This is a genomic window from Chitinophaga sp. RCC_12 (assembly GCF_041360695.1).
GTDB lineage: Bacteria > Bacteroidota > Bacteroidia > Chitinophagales > Chitinophagaceae > Chitinophaga.
This window is the reverse complement of sequence record NZ_JBFUPS010000012.1, coordinates 1-17,777: the sequence shown is the minus strand read 5'-3', so window position 1 is coordinate 17,777 and position 17,777 is coordinate 1. Positions and strand designations below refer to the sequence as shown.

At 46.2% G+C, this 17,777-nt stretch carries 14 protein-coding genes and 1 tRNA gene; 5 read left to right on the top strand and 10 right to left on the bottom strand.

The window, feature by feature from the left end:
* Nucleotides 1-9: 9 nt before the first annotated feature.
* Nucleotides 10-1,326, bottom strand: coding sequence for a 4Fe-4S dicluster domain-containing protein (locus tag AB6805_RS27630; RefSeq protein ID WP_370912662.1), 1,317 nt, complete (start codon nt 1,324-1,326; stop codon nt 10-12).
* 119 nt (nt 1,327-1,445) lie between these two features.
* On the opposite strand from AB6805_RS27630, the gene AB6805_RS27625 reads away from it, so the two are divergent.
* A complete protein-coding gene (locus tag AB6805_RS27625; protein ID WP_370912661.1) occupies nt 1,446-1,943 on the top strand; it encodes a phosphoribosyltransferase family protein in 498 nt (165 codons plus the stop codon).
* Nucleotides 1,944-1,947: 4 nt separating this feature from the next.
* Here the strand turns inward: AB6805_RS27625 and AB6805_RS27620 are convergent, their stop codons facing one another.
* Together AB6805_RS27620 and AB6805_RS27615 are read right to left on the bottom strand one after the other, a co-directional pair.
* Nucleotides 1,948-2,886 carry a DUF2279 domain-containing protein gene (locus AB6805_RS27620; protein WP_370912660.1) on the bottom strand — a complete coding sequence of 313 codons (939 nt, stop codon included), beginning with the start codon at nt 2,884-2,886 and terminating at the stop codon, nt 1,948-1,950.
* 102 nt (nt 2,887-2,988) lie between these two features.
* Entirely contained in the window at nt 2,989-4,713 is a 1,725-nt protein-coding gene (locus AB6805_RS27615; RefSeq protein WP_370912659.1) for a phospho-sugar mutase, read from the bottom strand.
* Nucleotides 4,714-4,837: 124 nt separating this feature from the next.
* Here AB6805_RS27615 and AB6805_RS27610 point away from each other — a divergent pair, with 124 nt between their 5' ends.
* Nucleotides 4,838-5,491: a protein-L-isoaspartate(D-aspartate) O-methyltransferase gene (locus tag AB6805_RS27610; RefSeq protein ID WP_370912658.1), complete on the top strand. Its 654-nt coding sequence runs from the start codon at nt 4,838-4,840 to the stop codon at nt 5,489-5,491.
* Nucleotides 5,492-5,539: 48 nt separating this feature from the next.
* Here the strand turns inward: AB6805_RS27610 and AB6805_RS27605 are convergent, their stop codons facing one another.
* From AB6805_RS27605 to AB6805_RS27580, 6 genes are all read right to left on the bottom strand, one after another.
* Nucleotides 5,540-8,008, bottom strand: a complete 2,469-nt coding sequence (locus AB6805_RS27605; protein ID WP_370912657.1) for an outer membrane beta-barrel protein — start codon at nt 8,006-8,008, stop codon at nt 5,540-5,542.
* Between the two features lie 170 nt (nt 8,009-8,178).
* A complete protein-coding gene (locus tag AB6805_RS27600) occupies nt 8,179-10,755 on the bottom strand; it encodes a TonB-dependent receptor domain-containing protein (RefSeq protein ID WP_370912656.1) in 2,577 nt (858 codons plus the stop codon).
* A gap of 167 nt (nt 10,756-10,922) precedes the next feature.
* Nucleotides 10,923-11,510: a DUF445 domain-containing protein gene (locus tag AB6805_RS27595; protein WP_370912655.1), complete on the bottom strand. Its 588-nt coding sequence runs from the start codon at nt 11,508-11,510 to the stop codon at nt 10,923-10,925.
* Between the two features lie 70 nt (nt 11,511-11,580).
* Nucleotides 11,581-11,877 (bottom strand): hypothetical protein, encoded by a 297-nt coding sequence (locus AB6805_RS27590; RefSeq protein WP_370912654.1) that lies wholly within the window; start codon nt 11,875-11,877, stop codon nt 11,581-11,583.
* A gap of 337 nt (nt 11,878-12,214) precedes the next feature.
* Nucleotides 12,215-12,475: a hypothetical protein gene (locus AB6805_RS27585; protein ID WP_370912653.1), complete on the bottom strand. Its 261-nt coding sequence runs from the start codon at nt 12,473-12,475 to the stop codon at nt 12,215-12,217.
* 111 nt (nt 12,476-12,586) lie between these two features.
* Nucleotides 12,587-12,660 (bottom strand) — tRNA-His (locus tag AB6805_RS27580).
* A 428-nt stretch (nt 12,661-13,088) separates the two neighbouring features.
* Here AB6805_RS27580 and AB6805_RS27575 point away from each other — a divergent pair.
* Nucleotides 13,089-14,294, top strand: coding sequence for a hypothetical protein (locus AB6805_RS27575; protein ID WP_370912652.1), 1,206 nt, complete (start codon nt 13,089-13,091; stop codon nt 14,292-14,294).
* Nucleotides 14,295-14,516: 222 nt separating this feature from the next.
* On the top strand, nt 14,517-15,059 hold the full coding sequence (locus AB6805_RS27570) for a hypothetical protein (protein ID WP_370912651.1): 543 nt from the start codon (nt 14,517-14,519) through the stop codon (nt 15,057-15,059).
* Here AB6805_RS27570 and AB6805_RS27565 read toward each other — a convergent pair.
* Nucleotides 15,056-16,156 carry a lipase family protein gene (locus tag AB6805_RS27565; RefSeq protein WP_370912650.1) on the bottom strand — a complete coding sequence of 367 codons (1,101 nt, stop codon included), beginning with the start codon at nt 16,154-16,156 and terminating at the stop codon, nt 15,056-15,058. The genes AB6805_RS27570 and AB6805_RS27565 overlap by 4 nt on opposite strands.
* 136 nt (nt 16,157-16,292) lie before the next feature.
* On the opposite strand from AB6805_RS27565, the gene aspA reads away from it, so the two are divergent.
* Entirely contained in the window at nt 16,293-17,699 is a 1,407-nt protein-coding gene (gene aspA / locus AB6805_RS27560; protein WP_370912649.1) for an aspartate ammonia-lyase, read from the top strand.
* The last annotated feature ends 78 nt before the right edge of the window (nt 17,700-17,777 follow it).

Sequence of the window (17,777 nt, the reverse complement as noted above, 5' to 3'; positions counted from 1 at the left end):
TTATGTAAATTATTCCCCGGTCCATTTATCCCGGTCGTCCATACTGAATTTCCAGGGGGCCATATTATTTTCGATATTGCTGAACATGCCAGTCCATTCTGCCGGTGCGCTGGATTCTTCCATTACCAGGTGACGGCGCAGCTGGAGGATAATATCCAGGGGGTTGATGCTCACAGGGCATTCCTGTACGCAGGCGTTGCAGGTGGTGCAGGCGCGCAGTTCTTCTTCTAAAATATAATTGCGTAAGAGGGCTTTGTTATCATCTTTAAAGGCGCCGCCGTTGGCTTTGATGTTTTCGCCTACTTCTTCCAGGCGGTCGCGGGTATCCATCATGATTTTGCGGGGCGACAGCAGTTTACCGGTGATATTGGCCGGACAGGCAGCCGTGCAGCGGCCGCATTCTGTGCAGCTGTAGGCATCCAGCAAGTTTTTCCAGGTAAGGTCCATTACATCTTTGGCGCCGAACTTAGGCATAGTATCGGAGGCGGGCGCGTTGGCAGCCAGCTCCGGTTGCAGCATCAGCTGTACTTCATGCTGTACGGAGGGCATGTTTTCCATTTCACCTTTTGGCTCCAGGCTGGCGTAATATGCGTTGGGGAATGCCAGGATAATATGCAGGTGCTTGGAGTAGGGGAGATAGTTCAGGAAAGCGAGTACGCCGGCGATGTGCAGCCACCAGCAGCTGCGTTCCAGTACTTCCAGCGAACCTTCAGACATGCCGCTGAGCAGGGGCACAAACATCCCTGAAATCCAGAAGTTGCCGGTAGCTACGTAGTGTGTGGCGCCTTTGGCCTGTAAAGCCTGATCTGCCGCGTTCATGGTGAGGAACAGCAGCATCAGCACAATTTCCGTGATCAGGATATAGTTGGCATCTGAGCGCGGCCACCCTTTGAGTTCGCGGGCCATAAAGCGTTTCAGCTTTAATATATTCCTGCGTATGAGGAAGATGGCGCAGCCGGCAATCACCAGCACTGCCAGTATTTCAAATAAGCCGATCAGCACCGGGTAAACCATGCCTAATACGGGAACGAATAAACGATGTGTACCCAGGATACCATCCAGGATGATTTCCAGGATTTCAATGTTGATGATCAGGAATCCGGCATATACGAAGAAGTGGAGTACAGCTACCAGCGGGTTACGGAACATTTTTTTCTGACCAAAAGCCAGCAACAGCAGGTTTTTCCAGCGTTGATCCGGATGGTCGCTCAGGTCTTTATCACGTCCCAGTAGTATGTTTTTCCTTATCCGGATTGCTTTTTGGGCAAAAAGATACACCGCTGTTCCGAACAGGATCACAAATAATAATTCTTGTACAATTCGCATTAGCTCAGATTTGACTCCCTAATTTATGTCTTTTTTAGCTATCAGCCGTTAGGGGTTAAGGTTTAGTGTATTTGATTTTTTTGCTAAGTGCTAATGGCTAATTGCTTATTTTTGCAACCATGGAAAGCAGGAACATCATTCTAACGCAGGATATCATTCAAAAGAAAATTGAGCGTATCGCATATGAAATCTATGAGCATAACAGCGATGGCACGGATATCATATTAGCCGGTATCTGGGACCGTGGCGTGATCATAGCCCATAAGCTGGCTGCTATCCTCGGACAGATATCCCCCCTGAACATCCATATTATTGAATTACGCCTGGATAAGCAGCATCCCGGTGAAGTAGTGGTATCTGAAGAAATAGACTTCAATAACAAAGTGATAGTAGTGGTGGACGATGTGGCCAACTCCGGCCGCACCATGCTTTACGCCCTGAAACCATTGCTGAAATATCTCCCCAAAAAGATCCAGACGGCCGTGCTGGTAGACCGTAAGCATAAATCCTTTCCTTTATCCGTTGACTTCGTAGGATATTCACTGGCTACCACCCTGCAGGACATGGTGCTGGTGGAAATGAACGGCGAAGAGATCATCTCCGCTTATTTCGAATAAGGCATTAAAAATAAACTGCGTGTAATCTCATATTCCCCTTTGAGTTGATTTCAAAAGTGGGGGCGGGAAACTTCAGCATATTCAATACCTGGAATATTACTTTAACACCCTTTTTCCGTGTGGGTATTTTCGTGAAATCCACATCGGGGGAAAGATAAAACTGCCGTACGCGCTGCAGCTGACTGTAATCGTGGCCGATGCCGCGTTCGTCTGTCCAGGTGTTATCGCGGCCACCTATCATACCCTGTGATCCGTATCCCACGGCGATATTCAGCCATTTGGGGAGCCGGCTTTCTTTCCGGAAGGAGTAGAGGTTTACCGACAGCCAGTAGGTTTGACCGTTATAATCTTTCAGGGTTCTTTCCCAGAAGGTGGTGCCAAAGAGTTGATCTGCCTTGTGCTGTAGTACCGGGTCATCGTAATGTTGCGGATGCGCTGAGAACTTCAGCTGGATGCGTTGTTCATTCCAGGCCAGTTCCTGGCTGATGAGCAGGGCGGAGCCGATGGCATTGGCGCCCATATCACCCCAGGAAAATCCCCATTCAGCAGAGTAACCATCCAGTACTTCCACAACGGACTGGTAAGCAAATCCGCTCAGGCCGCCGATCCAGATTTGTTTTTTTCGTGGAAGTCCCGACCAGCGCCACATTTCGCGGCTATATTTACCGATGAAGTAAGCGCTGAAAATATGCCCGGCTTTATCCACCTGGTTCCATTCTCCCATATCATTAAAAAAATGAAATCCCAACCTGGGGTAGCCTTTGTACCAGGCGGTATTGAGTGCTGCCAGCCCTGCGCCGTAAAGGGCTGCGGTGGCGCCGCTAAGGATCCATACGCGTGATGGGATGGTGGTATCAGGAATAGTGGAGAAAGGCACCTTTTTTTGTGCCATGCTGCTGAAAAACGGCAGTAACAGGATCAGGATAAGCAGTGGCTTTTTCATGCGGGTAGCTAAACAATACCGGGAATGCTGAAAGGGGGAAATTCCGGAGGAGTCCTTTCTTTCAACATTCCCGGCTTTTATCATCTTTTCAGATGATGGGCTTTATTTCAGTTTCAGATCCTGAATAATGCCATTTATTTTCTGATTCAGTTCAGCGGTCACTTTGTCGTAGTCTCCTGCACTGGCCAGTGGTGCGTTTACGCTGAAGTAGAACTTGATTTTTGGTTCCGTACCGGAGGGACGGGCAGATATTTTGCTGCCATCTTCCAATACAAACTGCAGTACGTTGGATTTCGGGAGATCCAGTGCTTTGGTGTCACCGGTTTTAATATCCCTGATCTGTTGCAGCTGGTAGTCGTACAGCGTTGCTACCGGTGATCCGTTGATGGTAACCGGTGGGTTTTCGCGGTATCCGCGCATCATTTCGGCGATTTCTTCCGCGCCTCTCATTCCCTTCTTGGTAATTGAAATCAAACTTTCCATGTAATAGCCATAGCGTACATAGATATCGATCAGCTGTTCAAACAGGGATTTGCCCTGACTGCGGGCGTAAGCGGCCATTTCACAGATCATGGCTACAGAGGCGATGGCGTCTTTATCGCGTACATTCTGACCAATCATATAGCCATAGGACTCTTCACCTCCGCAGATGAAGTTTTCCTCCGGCTCTTTACGGCGGATCAGGTCAGCGATCCATTTGAAGCCGGTGAGTACGTTATAGCAGGTAATATTGTTTTTGGCAGCGAATACGTCAATCAGGTCGGATGTTACTACTGTTTTGGCAATATAGTCGTTTGCTTTGGCGAGACCTTTGCTTTTGCGGCTTTCCACGATGTAGTTAAACAGCAGTACGCCGGTTTGGTTGCCGTTGAGCAGGATCCATTCTCCTTTGAGGTCTTTCACGGCAATGCCTACACGATCGGCATCGGGGTCGGTACCCAGGAGAATATCGGCATCGAGTTCTTTGGCTTTTTTGAGGCCGAGGCTCATGGCTTCGGATTCTTCCGGGTTAGGGTACACTACGGTGGGGAAATTTCCATCCGGCGTGGCCTGTTCCTGTACAATAGTTACATTGGTAAAGCCGTATTGTTCCAGCAGCTGGGGCACCTGGGTGATGCCGGTACCGTGAATAGGCGTATATACTATTTTAAGGTCGTGCTGTTGTTTGTTAATATCGGGATTGATGGACAGGCTGAGCAGTTCCTTGCGGTAAGCCTCGTCTATTTCCTGGCCGATGAGGGTGATATTGGCTTCACCACCGGTCCATTTTACCTCATCCGGGGAGGCGATGTTCTCTACTTCACGGATCACGTTGTTATCGTGCGGCGGCACCAGCTGTGCGCCGTCGTTCCAGTAGGCTTTGTAGCCATTGTATTCCTTCGGGTTGTGGGAGGCGGTGAGCACTACGCCACCCTGGCAACGCAGGTGACGGATGGTAAAAGACAGTTCCGGTGTGGGACGCAGGCTTTCAAAAAGAAATACCTTAATGTCGTTGGCGGCAAAAACGTTGGCAACGGTTTCTGCGAAAAAGCGGGCATTGTTGCGGCTGTCGTGAGCAATGGCTACCTTAATTTCGCCGGTAAAGGTTTTTTTGAGGTAATTGGCGAAGCCCTGGGTGGCCATTCCAAGAGTATATTTATTCATGCGGTTGGTGCCAACGCCCATAATGCCCCTGAGGCCACCGGTACCAAATTCGAGGTTACGGTAAAAGGCGTCGTTGAGGTCATCAGGGTTTCCTTCCTGCATTTTCTTCAGTGTGGCAACGGTTTCAGCGTCGTAATTACCGTTGAGCCATTGCGCTACTTTGTTTTGAATATTTATATCCATGGTCTTTTTTTTGTGAGCCGTAAATGCTAAAATGGATTGTAAAGTAAAAATAAAAAAATGAATGTTGGAAATTACGGATTTCAAAATACATTGAAAATCCCTTGTATTGGTTAATTTTGCGGCCATGAGGCGGTATGAAGATACTTATAAACAAAAAGGATTACGTAAACAGTTAGTCGATAGTATCCGTCAGAAAGGTATTACAGATGAAAACGTACTGGCAGCTATTGGTAATATTCCCAGGCATTTTTTCCTGGATACGGCTTTTGAGAGTATAGCTTACGACGACCGGGCCTTCCCTATCGGGGAGGGGCAAACCATTTCGCAGCCGTATACGGTAGCCTATCAAACGCAGCTACTGGAGGTAAAACCTTATGAGAAAGTACTGGAGATAGGGACTGGCAGCGCCTACCAGGCCTGCGTACTGGCCGAGCTGAAAGCTAATGTATTTACGATAGAACGGCAACGGAAGCTGTTTGACCAGGTGAAAAGTTTTCCTTTCAAAGCCCAATATCGCAATCTTCGTTTCTTTTACGGGGATGGCTATGAGGGATTGTCGACCTATGCGCCCTTTGATAAGGTGCTGGTAACGGCGGCCGCTCCGCATATCCCTGAAAAATTACTGCAACAGATGAAGATCGGTGGCAAAATGGTGATTCCCGTAGGTGGACAGGATGTACAGCGTATGCTGCGGATCACCAGGATCAGCGAAACGGAGACGGAACAGGAGTTGTTCGATAACTTCTCTTTTGTTCCCATGCTGGCCGGAAAAAAATAATGCAGGGGTGATGAAGCCCCTGCACTGATATGATCCTGTCTGATTTTATTAAAGCCGTCCGGCGCCCTCCCTGGGCTTTTCTTCTTCCTGTTTTTCTTCTTCTTCCTGTGGTTTCTTTTTCTTGAAGAGGTTAGGATCCATTTTGCCAAAGCGGTAACGCACATTCAGCCGGATGAAGCGGGTAGCCCTTTTACGGTCGTAATCCTGTATGAAGGTATTTGTTTCGTAATGTGAGCTGAACTGCTGTGTATTCAACAGATCCGAGATGTTAAGGGCCACTACCAGCGATTTGTTCAGCAATTCCTTGCGGATTCCCAGATCAATGCCATTCATCGCCTTGAAGGTTCCCTGTGGCTGAATGCGGGGAGAGCGGAAATGACCGCCCAGCTCCACACTAAACTTACCGGGTAAACGAAATTGTGTATTTCCATTTAGCCCGTAGCTGAAGTTTTCGTTGTTGACGGCGATGCTGGTAAGCTTGCTGTATTCCACATTCAGGTTGGCCCATACTTTCCACCATTTGGTAAGATTCAGGCTGTAAGAAACATTACCGCCCATATTCTGCTGGGTGGCCAGGTTCATGGGTTTGGTAGTAGTAACGCCGGAAATAGTGTCCAGTGTGCTAATACGGTCGATGTTATCGTTTGTTTGCGCGAAATACGTACTGGTGCTCAGGTAATTATTGGACGAAGGGTAGTATACCGAGTAGCTGACCTCAAACTTATGCGACAGCGCCGGCTGCAGTTCCGGGTTACCGGTACGGATATTCTGCGGGTCGGAGTTATTGATATAGGGCAGCAACTGATCAAAGTTGGGCCGGTCTATCCGGGTGGAATAGTTGAATACCAGGCTTTGGTTCTGGTTCTTCGGCATATTATATTTCAGGAATACACTTGGAAACAGGTTAAAGAAGCGGTTATTCACCGTAGTATCTTTTGTAAACGAGTATCCTTTGAGCTGCGATTGTTCTGCGCGCACGCCTATCTGGTAACCAAGGTTGCCGATGGCATTGGCGAAGTTGAGATAGCCTGCATAAATGTCTTCTTCATAATCATATTTATTTGACAGGGTAGGGCTGATCACATAATCCTTATCGTCCCAGTCGAACAGCGTAGCCACGTAATTATTGTCGATATGCCGCATAGTAGCTTTCACGCCTGCTTCCAGTTTACCTTTCTTTCCAAGTGGGGAAGTGTAGTCTGATTGCAGGTTCCAGAAGCGGTTGCCGTTTTTCCCTTTATTGCTTTGTTTGTCGGCGTTTGGAAGGGTATCTACTGATGCAATGTGATATTGGGTATTGTAGTTACTTCCGCTGCTGCTGTTATTACCGCTGTAGCTGATATAAGCCGTGAGTTCCTGGTTAGGCTTTTCAAAGGTGTGTTTATAACTGAGATTGGTATTTTTATTATTGCTGCGGTTGTAGCTGTTATTGGCGCGTTCTCCGTTACGCAGGGATTCCATTTTCTGGTCCATGTAGTTCAGGAGGATATTATCTTCATTTTGGCTGTGGCCAAAGTTGAGTCCCTGCGACAGCGTGAAGGTATTGTGATCATCCATGAAGTAATCGAATCCGAAGCGGGCGCCATTGTTGGTGTTCCTGTTTTCATTTTTACTGTTCTGGGAGAAGAACCAGGTATCGCTGCTGTCTGCTACCAGGTTTTGGCGGAAGCTTTTCCCGCTGCCGTTTACCTGTTCATAGCGACCGTTGTAGTTGCCGAAGAAATTAAACCGTTTCATGCGCAGGCTTGCATTGGCGCTTCCGAAGCCTTCCCCGCGGGTGGCGCCGCCTACGTTGAACATTACGTTATAGCCGATTGCTTTATCTTTTTTCAGTACGATGTTGATAATACCGCCGCTGCCGTTGGCTTCAAATTTCGCAGAGGGATTGTTGATGACTTCCACGTGGTCGATGCTTTCCGCGGGAATCATTTGCAGGGCTGTTTTAGCATCCCCGAAAGGAGAGGGTTTACCATCTACATAAATAGTGACACTTTTACCACGGAGCGTAATGTTATCATCGATATCCACATCCACGCTGGGAATATTTTTTAGTATATCCGTTCCCGTTCCTCCTTCTGCGTTAATCATGTTACCGGCATCAAATACCTGCCGGTCTATTTGCATGGAGAAGGCTGGTTTTTCTGCTTTGATTTCCACCGCATTCAGCACTTTACCGGCGGATTGCAGGCGAAGTGTGCCGGCCAGTGTATTTTTTCCTGCTGTTACCCGCACTGCCTTTTCCAGTTTTTCGTATCCCATAAAGGTGATGCGGACAACATAGATGCCGGGTGTGACATTATTGAGTGAGAATGTGCCGGTGGGCGTGGTATAAGCACCGGTAACCATGGAAGAATCGGCTTGATTTAGCAATACCACGGAAGCGTATTCAATGGGTTTCCCGGTAACAATATCTACTACCTTTCCTGTTACCTTCAGGCTGGCAGAAATGGGCGTTTGTGCGTTAGCGTTATACGATACAACAAACAGCACGACCATGAGTGAAAAAATATTTCGCATGCGTGGACTTAGCAACTTTAATAATGATACAACAACAGCGTAAAAGTAATAGGCGTATGTGTAAACATTCACGAAATATGATGAGTGGTAGCTAAAAAAACATGGCCGGCAGAGTGCTGTAACACTACTAACCGGCCTGTGGTTTGCATTCACCTTCTTTTATATGTTTTTTAGAAACTCTGCATGGGATCGCCCATCTGCGTGTCGTTTCCGGAGTCTTTTCTTTTCTTTTTAAACAGCGATGCATCAAATTTGCCGAAGCGGTAGCTGAAGTTGAGTTTCAGTATCCGGGATTCACGTTTGCGGATATAATCCTGTGCAAACTCTGATGATGCCTGGTTCAGCTCATACTGACGGGTATTGAAAATATCGGATAAGCTGAGTGTTAAAGAAGCTGCTTTATTTTTCAGGAAATCTTTTTTCACTGCGAGGTCCACTGTGCTGAAGCCTTTGATGGTGCCTTGTGCGGAGCTGGGGATCTGGTTAAATCCGCCGCCACCGCCACCACGGCCGCCACCGCCACCACCGCCGGATGAGGGCAGTGCAATGGTGGGCGCCTGGTAAGTGGCATTTACCTGCACGGTGAAGTTGGCCGGTAATTTTGTTTCTGAATTTATTTTGGCAAACCAGCTGAAGCCGTTATTATCATAGTTCTGGCCATTGGCGTTTACCTTCATATCTGTTTGGTAGAAGTTCACGTTACTGGTGAGATCCCATCCTTTCAGGATTTGATTCTTCATAGTCAGCTCAGCACCATAGGAATTGCTCCTGTTGGCATTGATGTATTGTGTGAGCAGCGTATCTGCACCGATGGGTGTGCTGATGGTGGAAATCATGTCGTTGGTATTCCTGAAATACACGCTGCCGAGGAAGTTGCTGTTAGCCCAGTTTTTTACATATGAAAATTCAAAGCTGTTGGTATATTCCGGTTTCAGGTTGGGATTACCTTCCCGCTGATTCTGCGGATCGCTGTAATCGCGGTAAGGAATCAGCTGGAAGAAATTGGGCCTGTTTACACGGCGGGAATAATTCAGCTGCAGTTCCTGATCGTTCTTTAATTTTTCGGAGAGGAAGAGGCTGGGAAACAATCCTGGTACCGCTTTGGTGGGTTTGTACTTAGTGCCTTCATTTTCGCCTGCATACACATATTGTTCCACACGTAAGCCTGCCTGGTAGCCGAAGTTGCCGATGGTGTTGGCGAAGTTGGCGTAACCGGCATAGATCTCTTCGTTGTATTTATAATTGTTGGAGAGCTGCGGATTGTTGATAAACTCGCCGGTAGTGGTATCTCTGTCGTATACATTGTACAGACTGGTATAATCGCGCAACGTAGCTTTGGCGCCTACTTCCAGCTTACCGTTCTTTCCAATGGGATTGGTGTAATCTGTTTGAAAAGTAACAAAAGTGGTTTTACCGTTGGTCGTGTTATTTTGCAGCAATGATTGTCCGAGCGGTGATCCATCGGCGTTTTGCGCCTGTGTGAGATAGTCGCCGTTGCGGTTGTTTTTGCTGTTGTTATAATTGATGTCAGCCGTCCATTCTTTATTCGGCTGTGCAAAGGTATGTTTGAAACTCAGTGCAGTGGTGTAGTTGCGGAAGCTGAAGTTATTATTGTTCAGGCGGTCGCTGATCCCGGTTACCACGTGATTCTTGTCGGAGAAGGTGCTTCGCAGGTCTTCATTGTTTTTAAAATCGCCGGCTACAATATTTTGTGAGATAGAGATGGTGTTCCTGTTATCGAGCATATAGTCCAGTCCGAACCGTCCGAATTGAAACGTTGGTTTGCTGGTGCTGTTGCTGTTCTGGAAGAGGAAGTTAGTGTCTGCCTTTTGACCGTTGCTGTAGTTGCTGCGGCTGGTGGTACCATCTGCCCAGTTCTGATTGGCATTGATATTATAGTTGGCGAACACATTGAATTTGCCTTGCCGGATATTAATATTGCCACCACCGTTGTATTTGTTACCGGTGCCGATACCTGCGTTCACAGCGCCATTGAAGCCGGCTTTGCGGTTTTTCTTCAGTACAATATTCAGTATGCCGGACATACCTTCCGCATCATATTTTGCAGAGGGGTTAGTAACAAGTTCAATACTTTCTATGGCATCTGCGGGTATCTGATCAAGGGTAAGTGTAGAAGGTTTACCATCTACAAAGATGTTGGGGGAAGCATTACGCACGGTAACATTTCCATCAAGGTCTACATTCACGGAAGGTACGCTTTTGAGTACATCCTGTGCTGTTCCGCCAAGGCTGGTGAGGTTCCTGTCTACATTAAATATTTTTTTATCGATACCCATGGCGAAGGCACTTTTTTGCCCGGTAACTTCCACGCTTTGCAGTGTTTTTACATTCTGCTGCATTTTAATATTGCCGAGATCCTGTTCTGTAGCCTGTGTGGTGATGATTACTTTTTTCTGCATGCTGGTGTAGCCCATGAAGTTGACGCGCAGTATCATGGGGCCGAATGGCAGGCTTTCGAGGCTGAAGTCGCCATTGGGTTTGGTGAGCATACCGGTCACCAGTGAGGAATCTTTCTGCCTTAATAAAGTAACAGAAGCATATTCTATTGGTTTCCCTGTTTTTGCATCCACCAGTTTGCCATATAGATGGCCAATCTGGGGCATGTTAGGTCTTCCCTGTTGTCCCTGTCCTTGTCCCTGCCGCGGGGCTGTGGCTCCAGGCGCCTGTGCAAAGGTGTGCGCCTGCAACAAAAGTATACCAGCAAGAACTGCGTAGCATTTTTTCATCCTTATCGTTTTTTATCCGGACTTTCTTCTCAGATAAGGACAAATGTATCGGGGTACAGGTATGAATGGTTTAAGATTGTGATGAGTGGAATTATTACGCGCAGGAAATCGCAAATATAAGCGCTAAGAGGTCTTAACAGTAGTTAACAGAGCTGTGTTTCAGCGGATTACCAAAGGGAGATGGCCATGCAAATTAACCCGGTAATCAGTCCGCTGATGGCGCCGAGGAGTTTGAAACTTTTCAGTTCCCTGCTGAGGAGGTTATGTGTAATGGTTTCCAGTTGTGCTGCGGAGATACCTTCAATTTTCTGTGATATCATTTTTTCCAGGTTCAGGTCCTGTTCCACGTTATCGAGGTATTGGCGGATCAGCACGGGAAAGAGGGTATCCAGTTCTGCTACCAGGTGGGTTTTTATCTGGTTAACAATACTATCGCCAATGAACATGGACAGTACGGGCATTGCTTTGGGTAGCCGTTCCCGCAGGAAGCTGTCCAGGTGCGCTTCTACCAGCGGAATAATTTTTTTGATCTTTTCCGGATCTGTCATTTTTGTTTTGATATCCTCAAAGGAAAACTGTTGCGCTACCAGTGTTCCGATGCTGTTGGCGAGGTGTGTTTGTCGTTTTGGGAACAATCCCTGCAGGGTAATAAAGCCGATTTTAACGGGTTTATACGGACGGAAGAGGAGGGTAAGCGCCAGGCTATTGAGTAACCAACCGATGACAGCAGCGATGAGGGGAAGGAAAAAGATCATTGAATGAATTGATTTTCAGCTATTACAAATGTAAAAAATTGGGAGTCAATAAGTAAATGATTTTTTTGGTTTAGATAAAAGAGCCTTGTTGGAATAGGTTGGGGAGACCATTGCGGAACCATAACGGCATTTCGTCAGGGGGGATGTGAAAAGTTATGAGATCGTCCTTTTTGGTAGCCAGGTGCAGGGCTAATTCTTCAGAAGAGTCGAGAACGATAAGGTCGTCCATTAGGTTAAAGTGTTGGTTTAATTTATAGAGATTACCATAATAATTCTTTTCAATTTCATAAACAGGGACATTGTGACCGCCATTCATAGCGCGTTTAAATACTCTATCCAGTGATATTTCAAGTGTTGCTAATCCCATGAAGAGCATGTTAATCCGGTATTTCTCTTTTTTAAAGGTACGTATCAATGACCAGCTATCTTCCTCCGTAAAATGCCCTTCATATACAAAATCTTCATTGTGCTCAAGTCGGAGTTATACTGCCACTCGAAGGTTTGATCGACATATTCATCTGCTAGCCTGCCAGCTTCTTTGTATGAACAGCCCAGTTGTTTCCGAAATTCTAATTGTTTTAGGGACTTTAGCTTGTCGCCATCAAAAGGGGAATGCTTTTTTATTAATTCTGTGGGTAACAAATCAGGCCCGGCCGAAGATTTGCCGGCGCCATTGGAGCCTGCAATAATATACAATGTTGGCACTAGTTATGTTTGGAATTAAGCCTTTTCCTGATCTGATCTGCCTGTTGTTGCGACAATTCGCTCTCAATAATAAAGTCGTTCAGTTTACGGGAGACTGAAACGATTTTCATTTTGCCATCCGGGTATTCCATATAGTATTTACCTTTTGGCAGGCTTTTATGATAGATCATGAACGGGTTGCCTTGTAATAAGGATTCGTCCCGTAGTTTTTTAACTGCAGTCTGTGCTCTTTTCTCTATTTCTGTCAATGGCCTTATCATATGATTAATTTCACGTCAACGAATTTAAAATAAAAAAATTAAAGACGAAGAATCCGAAGTATATACAAATAAAAAAAGGCTTCTTTTTACAGAAGCCTTTTTCGTTTTTTGGGTGATTGAAGGGTTTCGAACCCTCGACCCTCAGAACCACAATCTGATGCTCTAACCAACTGAGCTACAACCACCGTTTTATCTTTAGTTTCGTATTATTTCGTTGTTGGGAGTGCAAAGATAAGTGAAACTATTTTTAAATTCCAAATACTTCAGAAAAAAAATTTTCAAGGGATTATATATTGATCATATTCTGCAGATGAAACCCAATATTACAATCGTTTTCATTTGTTAAAAAGGGGCGGTCGTAACATTAACAAGCGGCACTATTGGAACTTACAGAAAAGGTGTATCTTTGCGCACTTTCCCATTCCATTCCCGTTTTTATAAGTGATTAATAATCAGTAGGATGTTATTTTACGGCATCAAAGAAATCCCTGATTTCAGGCGATTTAGTGCCCTTAGTCCGGATAAGTTAACCAAGACAGGAAATATTTAACAAAATCCCTTTTACTACTGACTAAAAACAAAACAAGTATTTAATATTTAACTGTATATACATATGGATCAGCTTAAACTGAAGTTACAGGAGTACTATCAGCGTTACCAGCAAATGGACCAACGGGTGAAGCCTGGAAAGGAGGAGCCTGGTTTTGAGGACGTGCTGGACATGGAAAACGATATTCTTTCACAATTTGGATTGCCTACATCCCGGCGTTTTGTGCAGATACTGCATGATTTCGTGCATCATGGTCATGTGAGTGACCAGTTACTGGATTATGTGAGTAAAAAACTACGTACGGCCGCACGTAAGTATCTGTTGGCGCCTGTTATGTCGGACATTGATTTACTGGAAAGCGCCCGCGAACAAAAACGCAGTGCATATGACGTGTTGCCCGAACTGGGCTACCCGGCACATGAATACGCCTTATTCCTCATCGGAGAGCTTTTTTACCGCCGCAATATGGCTGCCGGTGATATCCTCGATGAATTGAAAAAGATGCAGCATTTTGATAGCTGGAACGACCTGATGCTGCTGAGTAAAATACATAATCATACTACCCACGAACTGTACACGAAACTGAAGAAACATGAACTGCGCTTTATTGATGAGTTCATTCAGTTTACCCGCCGCCAGGAACCGTCCAGGCTGGTGAATAAACGTGCTACGCCGTTGGAAGATGGTTATACGCCCAACTATAAAACCATTACCAAAGTACAGGTGGAAGATATCATCTTTGATGAACAAACTACGCCAAGCCTGTTTGGTAAAATAAAGAGTGGGAGGGGATATGCCCGCATCACTATCAGCCTGGAATTTTCAGAGCTGAACCAGATCCTTATGAGCAGTGATGAACTGGGTGTTGAAATCAGCAATCATATTAAAAAACGCCTGGCCAATCCTGCTGCCGAGAAACCAACGGTAATAGATATACGTGCCGAATTCGGCGATGTGCTGAAACTGGATAACTGCTACCTGGAAGTATATAAACCCCAGCACAGGGAAGGCAATAAATGGGTAGAAGATAAAGATCACTTCTATTTCGTGGATAAAATTCTTACTAAAAAAGAATTTGAAAAAAGAACCAAGGAAGCAGAAGTAAAACGCAAAATACAGGAATGCCTGGAACTGATCGGCGGCTCTTATGTATATTACCAGCGCCTTCGCCGTTTAGGCATCACCGACGAAGAAGCCAAACTGCGCGCAGGTTTGCAGGACGAGCTGTTGTTCAAGTTATCGTACTTCCTTAACAAGGTAAAAGAATAACGCGAATTTTGTCTTTCCCGCTGATTACGCTGATTATGCTGATTTTTGGGATTTGACCACTTTGGATTTTAACTGATTAGGGGAGATGTAAGCGGATATTTTTGCTTATATCTCTCCTAATCATTTAAAATCCAAAAGGTAAAATCAAAGTAATCCGTATAATCAGTGTAATCCTGAGAAAGACAATTTCCGCGGAATTATTTATGTTTATGTAAAAAAGGAATGGAAGAACTTACTCTCGGTGTTGGCTCCCGGGTACAGCACGCACATTTTGGTCCCGGTGTTATTGTTGCCGTTAAATATGCCCAGTACCGTGTTACGTTTATGGATCATGGTATTAAGATGATTGATAAAACGGACCCGTTGTTTGAAGTGCTGGTGGCGGAAAATGCGACCCCGGAAGTGGAAACCACTTCAGATGTGGAAACATCGCTGCTGAAGATCCTGCGTCTCTGGGGCGGTATTGCGGAGGTGGTGCCACTGGGCGACCGCTGGAAGGGCGGCAACCTCATTCTTCAACCTGGTGATACTACCTTGAAAGCAAAGGAGCTGCCCATCGATACCTTCTTCCATAAAATTGTGATGCTGCGCGACCGTCTCCGTGTACTGGAGCAAAACATTAACAGCCACAAAGTACTCACCGACGAAGAGAAGGTGAACATGCAGCAATATATTACCCGTATCTATGGGTCGCTTACTACTTTTAATGTTTTGTTCAGGGATAAGGAACACTGGTTCACCGGTGAAAAAAGCGGTAACGATTAATGGGCGTCTATATGATAGATCTGCTCCAGTTCCCAGCGGTAAGCCTCGGGGAGATGATTGATAAAGATATTTTTTCCATCAAACGGGAACTTCTCATCGTAACCTTTTACGGGATATAAGATCACCGGTGTACCTGCCGGGGTATAGTTGTGACTGGCCACAAAATCCGGTTGCTGATACTCCGGCAGTATTTTTTTTACCCGCTTGTACGCCAGGTTTCCCAATACCCGCTGCATGCGCCTGGAAGCCCTTTTAGAAGGCCGGTTCAGCCGGCCGTACATATAATTCAATGCACCCCGCACCGGCCATTTCTGCTTCTTTAATGCGCCTTTAATATCGGTAAATGGATTCACGGTATTGAAGTCGTGGGTTGTTTGCAAAGAGAAGGGCGTTTCCGGCACCCAGTCGCGGGCATTCACTACCCGCAATCCCCACCCATCGCGGCAAATAAAATCGAAGTCGTATGCATAATACAGGTTGCCCGGTTTGGGCGCAGCACTGGCGTATGTTTTAAAAACAATATCCTTCGGCAGGCCGGTAGTATATTGAAAATAAGAACGCATTAAAAAAGAAATGGCGCCTCCCTGGCTATGTCCGAAGATGATAAATTCGTGTATGCCTTGCTGGTAGTATTCGTTGATCTTCTGTTTTATTTCCGGTCCCATAGCGGCTACTGCCAGCATCCAGCCGGCATGTACATATGCTTTGGGATCTTCCGCCACTTTATAGGGTACGGCGGTGCTGTCGTTTAGTTTCACGGTGCCCTGTGCCGGTATCATGCCGGCATAGAAATTTTCCAGCCACGAAGGCGCGGTGCCATTGGTGCCACGGATCACGATGATGCCAACGTTGTCTTTTCTTTTCCACAGATCCCAGCGGTTTACCAATCCGGATTCGGCAGCACGGTATACCAGCTCACAATCAACAGGCGGGGTACTTTTTATTTTTGTCCACGGGGTATCCCTGGTGCGTTCCGCCAGCTTCAGCAACTCGCCGTATTCAGCGGCATTGAAATTGGGTAACAGGCGCTGGGCAAAACAATTACTTCTTACGGAAAATAAAATTAGAAAAGAGAACAGCGAAATACGAAACCCCATAGAAAATAACAAATTATAAATGACCAATGACAGACGAACAGTAACAAAAGTGCTGCACTTTAAGATAAAATAAAACAATTGAAATGCTTTCATTGTTCTAAATCCGTTTAACTTTCCAGCCTAAATTACTTTAAATATGGCAAAGAGAATTGAGCACGATTTCCTGGGAGAAAAAGAAATACCGCAGGATGTGTACTATGGTATTCAAACCCTCCGTGCAATAGAAAACTTTCATATTACCGGTATTCCCCTTAAAGTGGAACCCATGTTTGTACAGGCGCTGGGTTATGTGAAGAAAGGCGCTGCCATGGCCAACCGCGACCTCGGCGTACTTGATAAAAACATTGCAGAATACATCATCAAAGCATCCGACCGTGTTATTGCCGGTGAATTTAACGACCAGTTCCTCAGCGATCTGATACAAGGCGGCGCAGGTACTTCGGTAAACATGAATGCCAACGAGGTAATTGCTAATGTAGCGCTTGAAATGATGGGCAAAGAAAAAGGACAGTATGAATTCTGTCATCCCAATAATCATGTGAACTGCTCGCAGTCCACCAACGACGCATACCCTACTGCATTCCGTATTGCGCTGATCAATAAACTTACCGGCTATAAATTAACCCTGGGTGAACTGGGCGATGCTTTCCAGGCGAAAGGAGAGGAGTTTAAAAACGTGCTGAAAATGGGGCGTACCCAGTTGCAGGATGCAGTGCCAATGAGTATGGGCGATGAGTTCAAAGCTTTTGCCACGAATATCAACGAGGAGTTGTCGAGGGTGGAAGACAGCAAGCGGCTCATCTCTGAAATAAATATGGGCGCCACTGCCATTGGTACCGGTGTAAATGCTCCCAAGGGATATTCGGAGCTGGTAACCAAACACCTGGCCGCTATCACCGGCCTGGACCTGGTGCTGGCCGCCGATCTCATTGAAGCCACCGTAGATACCGGCGCCTACGTACAGTTATCCGGTGTGCTGAAACGTACAGCGGTAAAGATCTCCAAAATATGTAACGACCTCCGGCTGCTTTCCTCCGGCCCACGGACAGGGCTGAACGAAATTAACCTGCCACCCATGCAGCCAGGATCGTCTATCATGCCGGGAAAAGTAAACCCGGTAATACCGGAAGTGGTGAACCAAACTGCTTTCTATGTAATTGGCGCCGATCTCATGGTAACAATGGCCGCAGAAGCAGGACAGCTACAGCTGAACGTAATGGAACCTACCATCGCTTTCGCGCTGTTCACGGCCATCACCTATATGAACAACGCCTGCAGGGCGCTGAAAGACAAATGCGTAGTAGGCATCACTGCCAATGCCGACCGCACCAGGGATATGGTCATGCAAAGCATTGGGATTGTCACCCAACTCAATCCCATCATCGGATACGAAAAATGCTCGGCGATCGCAAGGGAAGCTTTGGAAACAGGCAAGTCGGTGCACGACCTCGCCGTAAAAGAAAAGAAGTGGGTGACCCAGGAGAAGTGGGACGAAATTTTCACTTTTGATAACCTTATCAGACCGCGGTTTATAAACGCGTAGGTTGTCTTTCCCGCTGATTACGCTGATTATACTGATTTAGGGATTTGAACACTTTGGATTTTAAATGATTTGGGGAGA